The 16,042-nt window shown below is 75.4% G+C and carries 4 protein-coding genes; all 4 read right to left on the bottom strand.

All coding sequences use genetic code 11. The features are described 5' to 3' along the window. Positions 1-57 precede the first annotated feature (57 nt). Complete coding sequence (locus ACZ51D_RS22595) at positions 58-1,353, bottom strand: MFS transporter (RefSeq protein ID WP_465663372.1); 1,296 nt, start codon at positions 1,351-1,353, stop codon at positions 58-60. 6 nt (positions 1,354-1,359) lie between these two features. After that, positions 1,360-14,715, bottom strand: coding sequence for a non-ribosomal peptide synthetase (locus tag ACZ51D_RS22590; RefSeq protein WP_465663371.1), 13,356 nt, complete (start codon positions 14,713-14,715; stop codon positions 1,360-1,362). A 74-nt stretch (positions 14,716-14,789) separates the two neighbouring features. Further along, the gene (locus tag ACZ51D_RS22585; RefSeq protein WP_465663370.1) at positions 14,790-15,785 is read right to left on the bottom strand and encodes a TauD/TfdA family dioxygenase; all 996 of its coding nucleotides are present in this window, start codon (positions 15,783-15,785) and stop codon (positions 14,790-14,792) included. Between the two features lie 8 nt (positions 15,786-15,793). Continuing rightward, positions 15,794-16,006, bottom strand: coding sequence for an MbtH family protein (locus ACZ51D_RS22580; RefSeq protein ID WP_465621388.1), 213 nt, complete (start codon positions 16,004-16,006; stop codon positions 15,794-15,796). Positions 16,007-16,042 lie beyond the last annotated feature (36 nt).

Here is a 16,042-nt window from a genome sequence, read left to right as displayed (position 1 = left end):
CGGGTCCTCCGGTGTGGGGGTGCGGGACGGTAGGGGGAGACGGTCAGGCGGGGAAGGTCAGGCGGCGGGCTCCGCCGGCCGGGTCGGGAAGTCGCGCAGGCCGCGCAGCGGGCCGGCCAGCAGCACCAGCCCGGCCGAGAGCAGCACGCCCGCCATCAGCCAGATGGTGCTGCGGGCGCCGATCACCTCGCCGAGCCAGCCCCCGAGCAGGGCGCCGACCGGGATCGCGCTGTAGTTGACGGTCGCCGAGCTGGCCCGGATCCGCCCGATCAGCTCGGGCGGGCAGTAGGCCTGCGAGAAGCTGCCGGCCAGGACGTTGCCCGCCACCACGCCGCAGACCGCGACCGCCCAGGCGAGCGCGCTCACCACGAGCGGGAGCCGCTCGCCCGCCAGCGGCAGCAGCAGGATGAAGGGCGCGACCACCAGCTCGCAGACCATCAGCCCGCGCGCGGTGCCGAGCCGGCGGGCGATCCGCCCGGCCAGCATCGCCCCGGCCAGCCCGCCGACGCTCACCAGCGCGAACACCGCGCCCACCGCACCGGGTTCGATCCCCACGCTGCGCACCAGGAAGACCGTCTGCACCGCCTGGATGCCGTTCAGCCCGAGGTTGCCGACCGCGGCGAAGCAGGCCAGCGTGCGCAGGTACGGGTCACGCAGCAGGAACCGGACGCCCTCGCCGATCTCCTGCGGCATGCCGCGCCGTTCGGACACCGGCGGGGGGTGCTCCTCGGTCCGGATCCGCCGCAGGCAGACCGCCGACACCAGGTAGGTGAGCGAGTCGGCGAGCATCCCGCTGGCGGCGCCGAAGGCCTGGGAGAGCAGACCGGCCACGCCCGGGCCGGCGATCTCCGCCGCCGAGGCGCCGGAGCGCAGCTTGACGTTGGCCTCCAGCAGGTCGGCCTTCGCCACCAGGGTGGGCAGCACCGCCCCGTACGCGGTGGAGAAGAACACCTTCACCGCCCCGGTCAGCAGGGCCACCACCGCCAGTTGGGCGAGGGAGAGCAGCCCGAGCCAGCCGGCCACCGGGACGCTGCCGAAGAGCGCGAGCAGCAGCAGGTCGCAGATCAGCATCACCCGCAGCCGGGGCCAGCGGTCCACCCAGGCGCCGGCCGGCAGTCCGAGGAACAGCCAGGGCAGCCAGGAGGCGGCGTTGATCACGCCCACCGCGAGCGGGCCGGCGTCCAGGGTGACCACGGCCACCAGGGACAGCGCCACGCTCCCGACGGCCGTGCCGAGGTTGCTGGTGGTCTCACCGATCCAGAGCCGGCGGAAGTCCCCCTGGGCCCACAGGCCCCACCGGCCGCGCGGCCGGTCCGGCCGCACCGGTGACTTGATCGGGACGGTGGTGGTCATCGCGGGTCACGCTCCAAGCTTCTCGGCCAGTACGGCGGCGATCCGTGCGAGGGGTTCCGGCTGGGTCAGCTCGCCGTGCGCGCAGGCGAGCCGGTGGGGCTCGATCCGACCGTCCAGGTACGGCCGCCAGGTCTGCTCGTACGGCCAGTCCGCGGGCTTGCCGGTGGTCGCCCCGAAGAAGACGGCGTCCCCCCGGTAGCGGTCCGGCACGTGTTCGGCCATCAGCTTGCGGTGCCGGTCGAAGACCTCGGGCAGCACCGCGACGGCTTCGCCGAGCACGGCCTTCAGGCTCTCCAGGCCGCGGCCGTCCGCCGGGTCGTGGCCGAGCGAGCGCAGCAACTCGTCCAGGGTGTCCACGGGTTCGACGACCGGGGCGTCGGCGGTGCGCGCCGCCGGGGCGCCGTCCAGCAGGGCCAGCAGGCCGACCTCGGCGCCCTCGGCCTGCAGCCGCACCGCCATCTCCTGGGCGACCACGGCGCCGAAGGACCAGCCCAGCAGGTGGTACGGGCCGGCCGGCCGCACGGCGCGGATCTGCCGCACGTAGTCCTCGGCGATCTCGGCGACGCTCGCCGGCGCACCCCCGCGCAGGCCGCGGGCCTGGAGGCCGTACACCGGCTGGTCGGTGCCGAGGTGGCGCAGCAGGCCGGAGTAGACCCAGCTGATGCCGGCGGCCGGGTGGACGCAGAACAGCGGGGCGCGGTCGCCGCCGGTGCGCAGCGGCAGCAGGACGTCCAGGGCGTCGGCCGCCGGGCCGTCGTCGAGCCGGCGGGCGAGTCCGGCCACGGTGGGCGCCTCGAACAGCGCCCGCATGCCGGGGTCCACACCGAGGGCGGCGCGGACGCGGGCGAGCAGCTTCATGGCGAGCAGGGAGTGGCCGCCGAGGTCGAAGAAGTCGTCGTCGATGCCGACGCCCTCCAGGCCGAGGGTCTCGGCGAACAGCGCGCAGAGGAGTTCCTCCTGCGGGGTCCGGGCGGCGCGGCCGCCGGTGAGCAGCCCGAAGTCCGGTGCGGGCAGCGCCGTGCGGTCCAGCTTGCCGCTGGTGGTGAGCGGCAGGGCGGCCAGCGGGACGACGGCGGCGGGCAGCATGTAGCCGGGCAGGTGGTCGGCGGCGAAGGCGCGCAGGTCCGCGGGATCCAGCGGGCCGTCGGGGTCCAGCGGGCCCGTGGAGTCCAGCGGGCCGGCGGGGACCACGTAGGCGACCAGGCGCAGCCCGTCCTCGTCGGGCAGGACGGCGGCGGCGCTCACCCCCGGGTGGCGCGCCAACACCTGTTCGATCTCGCCGAGTTCGATGCGGAAGCCGCGGATCTTGACCTGGTGGTCGGTGCGGCCCAGGTACTCCACGCCACCGTCGCGGGTGCGGCGGGCCAGGTCGCCGGTGCGGTACATCCGGGCGCCCGGCTCTCCGTACGGGTCGGCGACGAAGCGCTCGGCCGTCAGGGCCGGCCGCGCCAGGTAGCCACGGGCCAGACCCGCACCGGCCAGGTACAACTCCCCGGGCACGCCCGGCGGGACGGGGTTGAGGTGCTCGTCCAGGACGTAGCCTCGGGTGCCCGGGATCGGGCCGCCCAGGCCGGGCCGCTCCACGGCGTCGACGGGCTGGGCGAGGGCGAAGACGGTGGCCTCGGTCGGGCCGTAGAGGTTGTGGGCGGCGGTGTCCGGTGCCGCCCGCAGGGCGGTCCAGAGGTGCTGTCCGACGGCTTCACCGCCGAGCACCAGCACCGACGGCGCGGCCTCCTCCAACAGGCCCTCCGCCAGGAGTTGTTCGGCGTAGGAGGGGGTGAGGTCCATCGCGCCGATGCCGGTGGCGCGGACGTGCCGGACCAGGGCCGCCGGGTCGCGGCGCAACTCGTCGTCGATCAGGTGCAGCTCGTGCCCGGCGAACAGCCAGAGCAGGGGCTCCAGTGATCCGTCGAAGGTGAGCGAGGCGGTGAGCGCGACGCGCTGCCGGGCGACGCCGGCCATCACGCCCGTACGGTGGGCGGCGAGCAGCGCGGCGATGCTGCCGTGCGGCACCACGACGCCCTTGGGGCGGCCGGTGGAGCCGGAGGTGTAGATCAGGTAGGCGGCGTGGCCGGCCTCGGCGCGCGGCGCCGGGTCGGCGGTGCGGTCCTCGGAGGGCTCGGCGACGTCCAGGGTGCGCAGTCCGGCCAGCGCCTCGGGCTTGGGCCACCGGCCGTCGGTGAGGACCAGGGCGGGGGCCGCGTCGGCGAGGGTGTCGGCGATGCGGTCGGCCGGGTGGTCGGCGTCCAGCGGCAGGTAGGCGCCGCCGGACTTGAGCACGGCCAGGATCGCCACCACGCTCTCCACCGACCTCGGCAGAGCCAGCGCGACGACGCGCTCCGGGCCGACACCCGCCCCGATCAGGCGGTGGGCGAGCCGGTTGGCCCGGGCGTTCAGCTCGGCGTAGGTCAGCGCGGTGTCGCCGCGGACCAGCGCCACGGCCTCCGGGGTCTCGGCCGCCTGGGCCGCGAAGGCGGCCGGCAGCAGCGGGAGCTCGGCCGGCAGCGCGGCCCCGGCGATCGGGAGCGCGGTGTGCTCCTCGGCCGAGAGCAGCTCGATCCGGCCGACGGGCAGCTCGGGCCGGGCGGCCACCGCCGCCAGCAGCCGCCCGAACCGGACGGCGATCGCCTCGACCGTCTCCCGGTCGAACAGGTCGGTGGCGAAGTCGATCGCGCACTCCAGGCCGGCGGGGGCGCCGTCCGTGTCGAAGGACTCCGCGAGGCCCACGCACAGGTCGAACTTGGCGACCGACCCGCCGGAGGACACCACGGAGGCGTCCAGCCCCGCCCCGGCGAGCGGCGCCGAGTCCCCGGCGCCCTCGAGCAGCAGGATCACCTGGAAGAGCGGGTGGCGGGCCAGCGACCGGGCCGGGTTCAGCTCCTCCACCAGCCGCTCGAAGGGCACGTCCTGGTGGGCGTGGGCGTCGAGTTGGGTCTCACGGACCCGGGCCAGCAGCTCGGTGAAGCTCGGGTTGCCGGACGTGTCGGTGCGCAGCACCAGGGTGTTGACGAAGAAGCCGACCAGCTCGTCCAGGGCCTCGTCGGAGCGCCCGGCCACCACGGAACCGATCGGGACGTCCGTGCCCGCACCGAGGCGGGTCAGCAGGGCGGCGAGCGCGGCCTGGGCGGTCATGAACATCGTCACTCGGTGCTCGCGCGCCAACTCACCTAGAGCGCGGTGGAGTTCGGCGCCGAAGGGCACGACGACGCGTTCGCCCCGGTGGCTGGCGGCCGCCCGGCGCGGCCGGTCGACGGGCAGTGACAGCTCCTCGGGCAGGCCGGCCAGGGCCTCGCGCCAGTAGTCGAGTTGGCGGGCGAGCAGGCTCTCGGGGTCCGTCTCCTCGCCGAGCAGCTCGCGCTGCCAGAGCGCGTAGTCGGCGTACTGGACGGGCAGCGGCGACCATGTCGGCACCGCGCCCGCGGTGCGGGCCGCGTAGGCCGTGGCGAGGTCGCGCAGCAGCGGGCCCATCGACCAGCCGTCGCCCGCGATGTGGTGCAGGACGAGGACGAGCAGGTGCTCGCCGGCCGGGGCCGGGATGACGTGGGCGCGGACGGGGAGGTCGGTGGCCAGGTCGAAGGGGCGCGCCGTGCACAGCTCCGGCAGGGTGCCGGGCGGCAGCAGCTCGACCTCGACGCGGGCCTGCCCGGCGGGCACGATCCGCTGGTACGGGGTGCCGTCCTCCTCGGCGACCAGCGTGCGCAGGCTCTCGTGCCGGGCGGCCACGTCGCCGAGGGCGAGTTCCAGCGCGGCGGTGTCCAACTCCCCTGCCACGCGCAGGACGAGGGGCAGGTTGTAGAGGGCGCTGGGGCCCTCCATCCGGTCGATCAGCCAGAGCCGCTGCTGGGCGAAGGAGAGCGGCACCCGCTCCGGCCGTTCACGGCCCGCGCTCAGCGCCAGGCGCTCCGAACCGGTGCCCAGGCGGACGGCCAGCCCGGCCACGCTCGGCGCCTCGAAGACATCCCGGATGCCCAACTCCGCACCCAGCGCCGCGCGGACCCGGCTGAGCAGCTTGGTGGCCAGCAGCGAGTGGCCGCCCAGGTCGAAGAAGTCGTCCTCGATGCCGACGCTCTCCAGGCCGAGCACCTCCGCGAACAGCCCGCACAGGATCTCCTCCTGCGGCGTGCGCGCCGCCCGACCGGCCGACAGCGCACCGAAGTCCGGCGCCGGGAGGGCACGGTGGTCCACCTTGCCGCTGCCGGTCAGGGGCAGGGCGTCGAGCAGGACGACGGCGGCCGGCACCATGTAGCCGGGCAGCGACTCGGCGGCGAACCGCCGCAGCTCGACGGCCAGTTCGGGCGCATCCTGGCGCACCTGGTCCACCTGGTCCACCGTGCAGTAGCCGACCAGCCGGCGGTCACCGGTGTCGCTCTCCCGTACCGTGACCACGGTTTGACGGACGGCGGGGTGGCGCGCCAACACCTGCTCGATCTCGCCGAGTTCGATCCGGAAGCCGCGGATCTTGACCTGGTGGTCGGTGCGGCCCAGGTACTCCACGCCGCCGTCGCGGGTGCGGCGGGCCAGGTCGCCGGTGCGGTACATCCGGGCGCCCGGCTCTCCGAACGGGTCGGCGACGAAGCGCTCGGCCGTCAGGCCCGGCCGCGCCAGGTAGCCGCGGGCCAGACCCGCGCCGGCCAGGTACAACTCCCCCGGCACCCCGGCCGGGACGGGGTTGAGGTACTCGTCCAGGAGGTACGTCCTCACGCCGGCGATCGGGCCGCCCAGGCCGGGCCGCTCCACGGCGTCGAGCGGCTGGGTGAGCGCGTACACGGTGGCCTCGGTCGGGCCGTAGAAGTTGTGGCCCGCGGTGCCCTCGGCGTCCCGCAGCCGCTGCCACAGCGCCTGGCCGATGGCCTCGCCGCCGAGCAGCAGGAGTCGCGGCGCGGGTGCGTCCAGCAGCCCCTCCTCGATCAGCTGCTCGGTGTAGGACGGGGTGATGTGCAGGGCGTCGATGCCCGCCGCGGCGGTGTGGCGGACGAGTGCGGCCGGGTCGCGGCGCAGCTCGTCGCCGATCAGGTGCAGCTCGTGTCCGGCGTACATCCAGAGCACGGGCTCCAGGGAGGCGTCGAAGCAGAGCGAGGCGGTGAGTGCGATCCGCTGCCGGCCGTGGGCCTGCTCGGTGCCCCGGATCAGCGCGGCCCGGTGGGCGGCGAGCAGGGCCGCGACGGCGCCGTGCGGCACGACGACGCCCTTGGGGCGCCCGGTGGAGCCGGAGGTGTAGATGACGTAGGCGGCGTCGCCCGGGTCGATGCCGCACTCGGGGTCGGCGGCGCTCTCGTCGGACGGGTCGGCGGCGCTGCCCTCGGAGGACGCGGCGACGTCCAGGGTGCGCAGCCCGGCCAGGACCTCCGGCAGCGGCCAGCGGTCGTCGGTGAGGGCGAGGGCGGGGCGGGCGTCCGCGAGCATGTGGGCGGTGCGCTCGGCCGGGTACTCGGCGTCCAGCGGCAGGTAGGCGCCGCCGGCCTTGTGGACGGCCAGCATGGCGACCACCGTCTCCGCCGAGCGCGGCAGCGCGAGGGCGACCACCGACTCCCGGCCGGCGCCCGCGGCCAGCAGGCGGCGGGCGAGCCGGTTGGCCCGGGCGTTCAGCTCGGCGAAGGTCAGGGCGGTGTCGCCGCAGACCAGCGCCACGGCCTCCGGGGTGCGGGCCGCCTGGGCCGCGAAGGCGGCCGGCAGCAGCGGGACCTCGGCCGGCAGCGCGGCCCCGGCGGTCGGTAGCGCGGTGTGCTCCTCGGTCGAGAGCAGCTCCATCCGGCCGATGGGCAGCTCGGGCCGGGCGGCCACCGCCGCCAGCAGCCGCCCGAACCGGACGGCGATCGCCTCGACCGTCTCCCGGTCGAACAGGTCGGTGGCGTAGTCGAGGGCGCAGTCGATTCCGGCGGGCTCGCCGTCGGGGCCGAAGGACTCCTCGGCGATCAGGCTGAGGTCGAACTTGGCGGAGCCGGTGGCGGCCGCGAGGGGTTCGACGTGCAGGCCCGCCGTGGCCGGTTCGGCCTGCTCGTTGCTCTGGAGCACCAGCATGATCTGGAACAGCGGGTGGCGGGCCAGCGAGCGGGTCGGCTTGAGTTCCTCGACGAGGCGCTCGAAGGGCATGTCCTGGTGGGCGTAGGCGCCGAGGGCGGTCTCCCGGGCCCGGCCGAGCAGTTCGGTGAAGCTCGGGTTGCCGGAGGTGTCGGTGCGCAGCACCAGGGTGTTGACGAAGAAGCCGACCAGCTCGTCCAGGGCCTCGTCGGAGCGCCCGGCGACCACCGAGCCGATCGGGACGTCCGTGCCCGCACCGAGGCGGGTCAGCAGGGCGGCGAGCGCGGCCTGGACGGTCATGAACAGGGTGACCCGGTGGGCCCGGGACAGCGCGACCAGGTCGCGGTGGCAGTCCGCGCCGAGGGTGAGCGCGACCCGGTCGCCGCGGTGGGAGGCGACGGGCGGGCGGGGGCGGTCCAGCGGCAGCGTCGCCTCGTCCGGGAGGTCCGCCAGGGTCTCGCTCCAGTAGGCGAGTTGGCGGGCGGCCAGGCTGTCGGGGTCGGTCTCCTCGCCGAGCAGCTCGCGCTGCCAGAGCGCGTAGTCGGCGTACTGGACGGGCAGCGGCGCCCAGCCGGGGGCGGTGCCGCCGGCGCGGGCCGTGTACGCGGAGGTGAGGTCGCGGACCAGCGGGCCGAGGGACCAGCCGTCGCTGGCGATGTGGTGCAGTGCCAGGACCAGCACGTGCTCCTCGGCCGAGACACGCAGCAGGGCGGCGCGGACGGGAAGTTCGGTGCGGAGGTCGAAGGCGCGGCGGCACAGTGCGGCCACGGTGGCGGGCACCTCGGCGGCCGGGCAGTCCCGGGCTTCGAGCGGGACCTCGGCCTCTTCGGCCGGGAGGACCCGCTGGTACGGGGTGCCGTCGGATTCCGCGATCAGGGTGCGCAGGCTCTCGTGCCGGGCGACCAGGTCGCCGAGGGCGAGCCGCAGCGCGGCGGTGTCCAACTCCCCTGCCAGGCGCAGCGCCAGGGGCGCGTTGTAGAGGGCGCTGGGGCCCTCCATCCGGTCGATCAGCCAGAGCCGCTGCTGGGCGAAGGAGAGCGGCACCCGCTCCGGCCGTTCACGGCCCGCGCTCAGTGCCAGGCGCTCCGAGCCGGCGTCCAGGCGGACGGCCAGCCCGGCCACGCTCGGCGCCTCGAAGACGTCCCGGATGCCCAACTCCGCCCCCAGCGCCGCGCGGACCCGGCTGAGCAACTTGGTGGCCAGCAGCGAGTGGCCGCCCAGGTCGAAGAAGTCGTCGTCGATGCCGACGGCCTCCAGGCCGAGCACCTCCGCGAACACACCGCAGAGGATCTCCTCCTGCGGCGTGCGCGCCGCCCGACCGGCCGAGAGCGCGCCGAAGTCCGGCGCCGGGAGGGCGCGGCGGTCGAGCTTGCCGTTGGCGTTCAGGGGCAGCGCGTCCAGCGGCACGATCGCGGCCGGCAGCATGTAGCCGGGCAGGGTCCGGGCGGCGGTGGTCCGCAGGTCGGCCGGGTCGAGCGGGCCGTCGGTGACCACGTAGGCGACCAGGCGCAGCCCGTCCTCGTCGGGCAGGACGGCGGCCTGGAGCACCTGCGGGTGCGCGGTCAGGGCGCGTTCGATCTCGCCGAGTTCGATCCGGAAGCCGCGGATCTTCACCTGGTGGTCGGTGCGGCCCAGGTATTCGAGTTCTCCGTCGCGGGTGCGGCGGACCAGGTCCCCGGTGCGGTACATCCGGGCGCCGGGCTCGAAGGGGCAGGCGACGAAGCGCTCCGCCGTCAGGCCCGGCCGCGCCAGGTAGCCGCGGGCCAGACCCGCGCCGGCCAGGTACAGCTCTCCCGGCACCCCGGCCGGGACGGGGTTGAGGTACTCGTCCAGGACGTGGCCGCGGGTGCCCGCGACGGTGCGGCCGAGCACGGGCCGCTCGGTGGCGTCCAGCGGGTGGGTCAGGGCGTCGACCGTGCACTCCGTCGGGCCGTACAGGTTGTGCGCGGCGGTGTTCGGCGCCTCGCGCAGTCGCGTCCAGAGCGCTTGGCCGACGGCCTCGCCGCCCAGCAGCACCAGGGCGGGCGCGGGCTCCGCCAGCAGCCCCTCCTCGATCAGCTGCTCGGCGTAGCTGGGTGTCACCTCCAGCACGCCGATCCCCTGCTCGCGCACGTGGCGGACCAGGGCCCGGGCGTCGCGGCGCACGTCGCCGCCGATCAGGTGCAGTTCGTGGCCGGCGACCAGCCACAGCAGGCCGTCCCAGGAGGCGTCGAAGCAGAGCGAGGCGGTGAGCGCGACCCGCTGCCGGGCGACGCCCGCCATCACGCCCGTACGGTGGGCCGCGAGCAGGGCGGCGATGCTGCCGTGCGGCACCACGACGCCCTTGGGGCGGCCGGTGGAGCCGGAGGTGTGGATCACGTACGCGGCGTCGGCCGCCGAGGCCCGCGGGGCCGGGTTCTCCTCGGCGTCCGGCGCGTCCTCGGCCCCGGTCGTGGCCCCGGCCGCGGCCTCGGCGAGGACGAGCACCCGGTGTCCGTCGAGCACCTCGGGCAGCGGCCAGCGCTCGTCGGTCAGCACCAGCGCCGGGCGGGCGTCCGCCAGCGTGTCGGCGGTGCGCTCGGCCGGGTACTCGGGGTCCAGCGGCAGGTAGGCGCCGCCGGCCTTGAGGACGGCGAGGATGGCGACCACCGTCTCCGCCGAGCGCGGCAGCGCGAGGGCGACGACGCACTCGGGGCCGATGCCCGCCGCGATCAGCCGGTGTGCGAGGCCGTTCGCCCGGGCGTTCAACTGTGCGTAGGTCAGGGTGAGTTCACCGCAGACCAGGGCCACCGCCGCCGGGGTGTCCGCGGTCTGCGCCTCGAAGGCGGTCGGCACCAGGGGCACCCGCTCGGGCAGTGGCGGGTGGCCCGCCGCGGCATCGGCCTGCTCACCCGCCGGCAGGACGTCCAGCTCGGCGACCGACCGCGCCGGATCCGCCGCGACCTGACGGAGAATCAACTCCAGTGCTGCTGCCAGCTGTTCGGCGGTCTCGCGGTCGAAGAGCTCGATGGCGTACTCCAGGACGCCGGCCAGCCCCGCGGCGGCGCCGTCGGCGCCCTGCCGCTCGACCAGCCGGAGGGTGAGGTCGAAGGTGGCGGTGCCGAAGTCGACCGGTTCCTCCGCCACCGTCACCCCGGGGAGGGCGGGCCCGTCCGCGGCGGCGCCCGCGAAGGCGAGCATCACCTGGAAGAGCGGGTGGCAGGCGGTCGACCGGGTCGGGTTCAGCTCCTCCACCAGGCGCTCGAAGGGCACGTCCTGGTGGGCGTGGGCGGCCAGGTCGGTCTCCCGGACCCGGGCCAGCAGCTCGCCGAAGCTCGGGCGGCCGGACAGGTCGGTGCGCAGCACCAGGGTGTTGGCGAAGAAGCCGACCAGCTCCTGCGTGGCCTCGTCGAGGCGGCCGGCCAACGGGGTGCCGATGGTGAGGTCGGGGCCCGCGCCGAAGCGGTGTAGCAGGGTGGCGTACGCGGCCCGCAGGACCATGAAGAGGGTCACGCCGTGCTCGGCGGCGAGCGCGCCGAGCCGGGTGTGCAGGGCGGTGTCGAACTCCAGCGGGACGACCGCGCCGCGGTGGCTCGCGACGGGCGGGCGGGGGCGGTCCAGCGGCAGCGGCAGCTCCTCGGGCGCACCGGCCAGCGCCTGGCGCCAGTGGGCGAGTTGACGGGCGAGCAGGCTGTCGGGGTCGTCCTCCGCGCCGAGCAGCTCGTGCTGCCAGAGCGCGTAGTCGGCGTACTGGACGGGCAGCGGCTCCCACTGCGGGGCCGCGCCGTCGAGGCGGGCCGCGTAGGCGTCGGCGAGGTCGCGGTAGAGCGGGCCCAGCGAGGCACCGTCGCCGGCGATGTGGTGGACGACGAGGACGAGCACGTGCTCCTCGGCGCCGTCGGGCCGCAGGTAGGCGTGGATCGGGAGGTCCGCGGCGAGGTCGAAGGTGTGGCGGGCGAGTTCGTCCGTCGGGCGGTCGGTGACGGTGAGCAGGCCACCGGTGGGGGCGTCGAGGACGCGCTGGTACGGGGTGCCGTCCTGCTCGCCGAAGACGGTGCGCAGCGCCTCGTGCCGGTGGACGACGTCGCCGAGGGCGGCTTCGAGGGCGGTGGCGTCGAGCGGGCCGCGCAGGCGCAGGGCGAGGGTGACGTTGTAGGTGGCCGAGGGGCCCTCGGCCTGGGCGAGGAACCAGAGCCGGCGCTGGGCGAAGGAGAGCGGCACCCGGTCGGGCCGGGCGGCGGGCCGCAGGGCCGGGCGGGCCGGGGCGGGGGCCTCGGGGGTGCGGCCGGCGAGCCGCTCGACGAGCCCGGCGACGGTCGGGGCCTGGAAGAGGTCGCCGATGGAGAGTTCGATGCCGAGGTCGGTGCGGGCCCGTCCGGTGAGGCGGGTGGCGAGCAGGGAGTGGCCGCCGAGCGCGAAGAAGTCGTCGTCGATGGTGATGTCGTCGATGCCGAGCAGTTCGCCGAAGAGTTCGCACAGGGCCCGTTCGCGCTCGTCGCGGGGGGCTCGGCCGCTGCCGTCGGTGGCGAGGTCGGGGGCGGGCAGGGCCCGGCGGTCGACCTTGCCGTTGCTGTTGAGCGGCAGGGCGTCGAGGAGGACGACGGCGGCGGGGACCATGTAGCCGGGCAGCGTGGTGCCGGCGAAGGTGCGCAGCTCGTCGGGGGTGAGCGCGGGGTCGGCGGTGCAGTAGGCGACCAGCCGGAGGTCGCCGGGGCGGTCCTCGCGGGCGATCACGATGACCTGACGGACGGCGGGGTGGCGGGAGAGCGCCGCCTCGATCTCGCCGAGCTCGATCCGGAAGCCGCGCAGCTTGATCTGGCCGTCGATCCGGCCGAGGAACTCCACGGCGCCGTCGGCGCGCAGCCGCACGAGGTCGCCGGTGCGGTACATCCGCTCGCCGTCCGCGTACGGGCAGGCGACGAAGCGTTCGGCGGTCAGGCCGGGCCGGTTGAGGTAGCCGCGGGCCAGGCCGGCGCCGGCGATGTACAGCTCGCCGGGCACGCCGGGCGGGACGGGGCGCAGCCGGTCGTCGAGGACGTAGCTGCGCATGTTGTCGAGCGGGCCGCCGATCGGCACCCGGGGGCCGTCGAGGTCGGCGGCGGTGAGCGGGTGGTGGGTGGCGAAGGTGGTGGTCTCGGTGGGGCCGTAGACGTGGGCGAGCAGCAGGTCGGGGCAGGCGTCCAGGACGCGCCGCAGCAGCACGCCGGAGGCGGCCTCGCCGCCGGTGCAGACGACGCGCAGGGCGGCGAAGGTCTCCGGGGCCTGTTCGGCGACGAGGTCGAACAGGGCCTTGGTGAGGAAGACCGCGGTGACGTCGTGGCGGGTGGCGACGGCGTGCAGGGCGGCGGCGTCGAGGGCGCCGGGCGGGGCGACCACGACGGTGCCGCCGGCCAGCAGGGGCGTCCAGATCTCGTAGGTCGCGGCGTCGAAGGCGTGCGGGGAGTGCAGCAGGACCCGCTGGTGGCGGCCGTCCTGCCAGCGCCGGTCGGCGGCGAGGTCGAGGACGTCGCGGTGGCGTACGGCGACGCCCTTGGGGCGGCCGGTGGAGCCGGAGGTGTACATCGCGTAGGCGAGCTGGTCGGGGTGGACGGGCACGCCGGGGCGGTGGGCGGGGGCGTCGGCCTCGTCGCCGGGGCGGACGACCAGGGCCCGGTGCGGGAAGCCGGGGTCGGCGCGGTCGGTGAGCAGCACGGGGGCGCCGGTGTCGGCGAGCACGTCGGTCATCCGCTCGGGCGGCAGGCCGGGGTGCATGGGCACGTAGCAGCCGCCGGCCTTGAGGACCGCCAGGGTGGCGACGATGACGTCGACGGAGCGTTCCATCAGCATCGCGACGGGGGTCTCGGTGCCGACGCCGAGGGTGGTGAGGTGGTGGGCGAGGCGGTTGGCGCGGGCGTCGAGTTCGGCGTAGTCGAGGGTGCCGCCGTCGTGGGCGAGGGCGACGGCGTGCGGGGTGCGGTCGGCCTGGCGTTCGAAGGACTCGGCGAGGGTGCCGGTCCACCGGGGGGCCTCGGTGGCGTTCCAGTCGACGAGGAGGCGGGTCCGCTCGTCGGGGGCGAGGACGTCGAGGGTGGCGAGGGGGGCGTGCGGGTCGGCGGCGGCGCCGGCCAGGAGTCGGCCGAGCCGGTCGGCCAGGGCGGTGACGGTGCCGTGGTCGTAGAGGTCGGCGGCGTACTCGATCGAGCCGGTGAGCCCGGCGGGGGCGCCGTCGGGGCCGTGGTGTTCGGCGATGCCGATGTTGAGGTCGAACTTGGCGACCCGCAGGCCGATCGGCTCGGTGGCGGACTCCAGCCCGGGCAGGGCGAGTTCGGCGTCCTGCCCGTGGTTCTGCAGGACGAGCAGGGTCTGGAACAGCGGGTGGCGGCCGAGCGCGCGGGGCGGGTTGAGCTCCTCGACGAGGCGTTCGAAGGGGATGTCCTGGTGGGCGAAGGCGTCGAGCTGGGCCTCCCGGACGCGGCCGAGCAGTTCGGTGAAGCTCGGGTCGCCGGACGTGTCGGCGCGCAGCACGAGGGAGTTGACGAAGAAGCCGACCAGCTCGTCGAGGGCCTCGTCGGAGCGCCCGGCCAGGCCGGTGCCGAGCGGGATGTCGGTGCCGGCGCCGAGCCGGGTGAACAGGGCGGCGAGGCCGGCCTGCAGGACGGTGAACAGGGTGGTGCGGTGGGTGCGGGCGAGGTCGAGCAGGGCGGTGTGCAGGTCGGCGCCCCAGGCGAGGTCCACGGAGTCGGCGGCGCCGGTGGGGGCGGGCGGTCGGGGTCGGTCGGTCGGCAGCTCCAGTTCCTCCGGCAGGCCGGCCAGGGCGGTGCGCCAGTGGGCGAGTTGACGGGCGAGCAGGCTCTCGGGGTCGGTCTCGTCGCCGAGCAGGTCGCGCTGCCAGAGCGCGTAGTCGGCGTACTGGATGGGCAGGGGCTCCCAGTCGGGGGCGTGGCCGGTGAGCCGGGCCCGGTAGGCGGTGGCGAGGTCGCGCAGCAGCGGGCCGAGGGACCAGCCGTCGCCGGCGATGTGGTGCAGGACCAGGAGCAGCACGTGCTCGGTCGGCGAGAGGGTGAACACCGTGACTCGGATGGGCAGTTCGCGGCTCAGGTCGAAGGTTTCGGCGGCCGCCGCGTCCCGGTGGGCGGGGTAGTCGGCCGGTGCGCAGTCCACCACCAGGAAGCGCGGCTGCGCCTCCTCGACCGGCAGGATCCGCTGCACCGGGACTCCCCCGGCCACCGGGAACACCGTGCGCAGGGCCTCGTGCCGGGCGACCACGTCCGCCGTCGCGGCGTGCAGCGCGGCGGTGTCGAGCTCGCCGCGCAGGCGCAGGGCGAACGGCAGGTTGTACAGCGCGGTGGGCCCCTCGATCTGGTCGATCAGCCAGAGACGCTGTTGGGCGTACGAAACCGGGATCACGGTGCTTCCTCTACTCACGTCTCGGCACGGGGTGTTCGGGGCCCTGGGGGGACGGGCGGCCAGGAACGGGGCGGTCAGACGGCGGCCAGGGTCGGCCGGACGCTGGGCCGGCAGTCCAGGACGTCGACGGGCTGCCCCATCGCGACGGCGATCCTGCGGTCGCCGCGGTACGGGTCCCGGCCGTGCGCGCAGAGCACGTTGTCGACCAGCATCACGTCGCCGGCCTGCCAGCGCTCGCGCACGGTCGCGGCGTGGTACGCCTCGTTGAGGGCGTCGACATCGGCGCGCCCGAGCGGTTCGGCGTCGCCGAACCCGGTGTTGAACGGCAGGCCGTCCGCGCCGAACTCGTCGATCATGGCCTCACGGATGTCCGGGTCGAGCGACCACTCGTTCCAGAACGCGAGGTGGTTGAACCAGACCTCTTCGCCGGTCGCCGGGTGGTGGATGGTGCCGGGGCGCAGCTGGCCGGTGCGCAGGTTGCCGTCGGGCCGCCACTCGCAGGTGATGCCGTTCTCCCGGCAGTAGGCCTCGACCTCGGCCCGGTCCTCGGTGGCGAAGGCGGTGCGCCAGCCGAGGGAGACGTAGTCCGAGTAGTTGCGGGTGAGCGTCCAGCCGGTGGTCCGCATCCGCTCGACCAGTCGGGCCGGCAGGTGGTCCAGCACCCGGCGGCAGTCGGCGGTCGGGGTGGCGCCGCCCTCCTCGGGGGCGATGAGGCAGGCGAAGAGCAGCCGGCCCGGGAAGGTGAGGGTGTAGCTGTTCTCGTTGTGCATCCGGATCGGCTGGGCCGGCGGGAGGTCGGTGGAGGAGAAGACGCCGTTGCCGTAGTCGCTGCGCGGGGTGGCCTTCTCGCGGTAGGGGGTGCGCTCGGGGATGAGGATGTCGCGCACGGCCGCGACGTCCTCGGTGCTCGCGACCGGCAGGCCGCGCAGGAAGATCGTGCCGTGGCGGTGCAGGGCGGCGGTGAGCTCGGTCTCGTTCTCGCGCAGCCACGCGCAGGCCTCGCCGAGGTCGGCGGTGCGCGGGGCGTGGGCGAGGGCCGGGCGGCCGGGGTTCAGTTCCCAGGTCGGCATGGTGGCGCTCACCGGCGGGCGAGGGAGGCGACCAGGCCGGCGGGCCTGATGTCGGTCCAGTTCGCCTCGATGTAGTCGAGGCAGCCCTGGCGGGTGTCCTCGCCGTGGACGGTGGTCCAGCCGCCGGGCACGTCGATCCAGACCGGCCACAGCGAGTGCTGGTTCTCGTCGTTGACCAGCACCAGGTAGCCGGCGTTGTCGTCCTCGAACGGGTTGCTCATGGTGTCCTCCTTGGGTTGATTCGAAGGTAGGGGCGG

The organism is Kitasatospora sp. NPDC033851 (genome assembly GCF_055576085.1).
This window is presented reverse-complemented; position numbering and strand designations above follow the sequence as displayed.

Bases quoted from the DNA above. Each gene is read 5' to 3' on its own strand.
- ACZ51D_RS22595 (WP_465663372.1), bottom strand. From the start codon at position 1,353: ATGACCACCACCGTCCCGATCAAGTCACCGGTGCGGCCGGACCGGCCG.
- ACZ51D_RS22585 (WP_465663370.1), bottom strand. From the start codon at position 15,785: ATGCCGACCTGGGAACTGAACCCCGGCCGCCCGGCCCTCGCCCACGCC.
- ACZ51D_RS22580 (WP_465621388.1), bottom strand. From the start codon at position 16,006: ATGAGCAACCCGTTCGAGGACGACAACGCCGGCTACCTGGTGCTGGTC.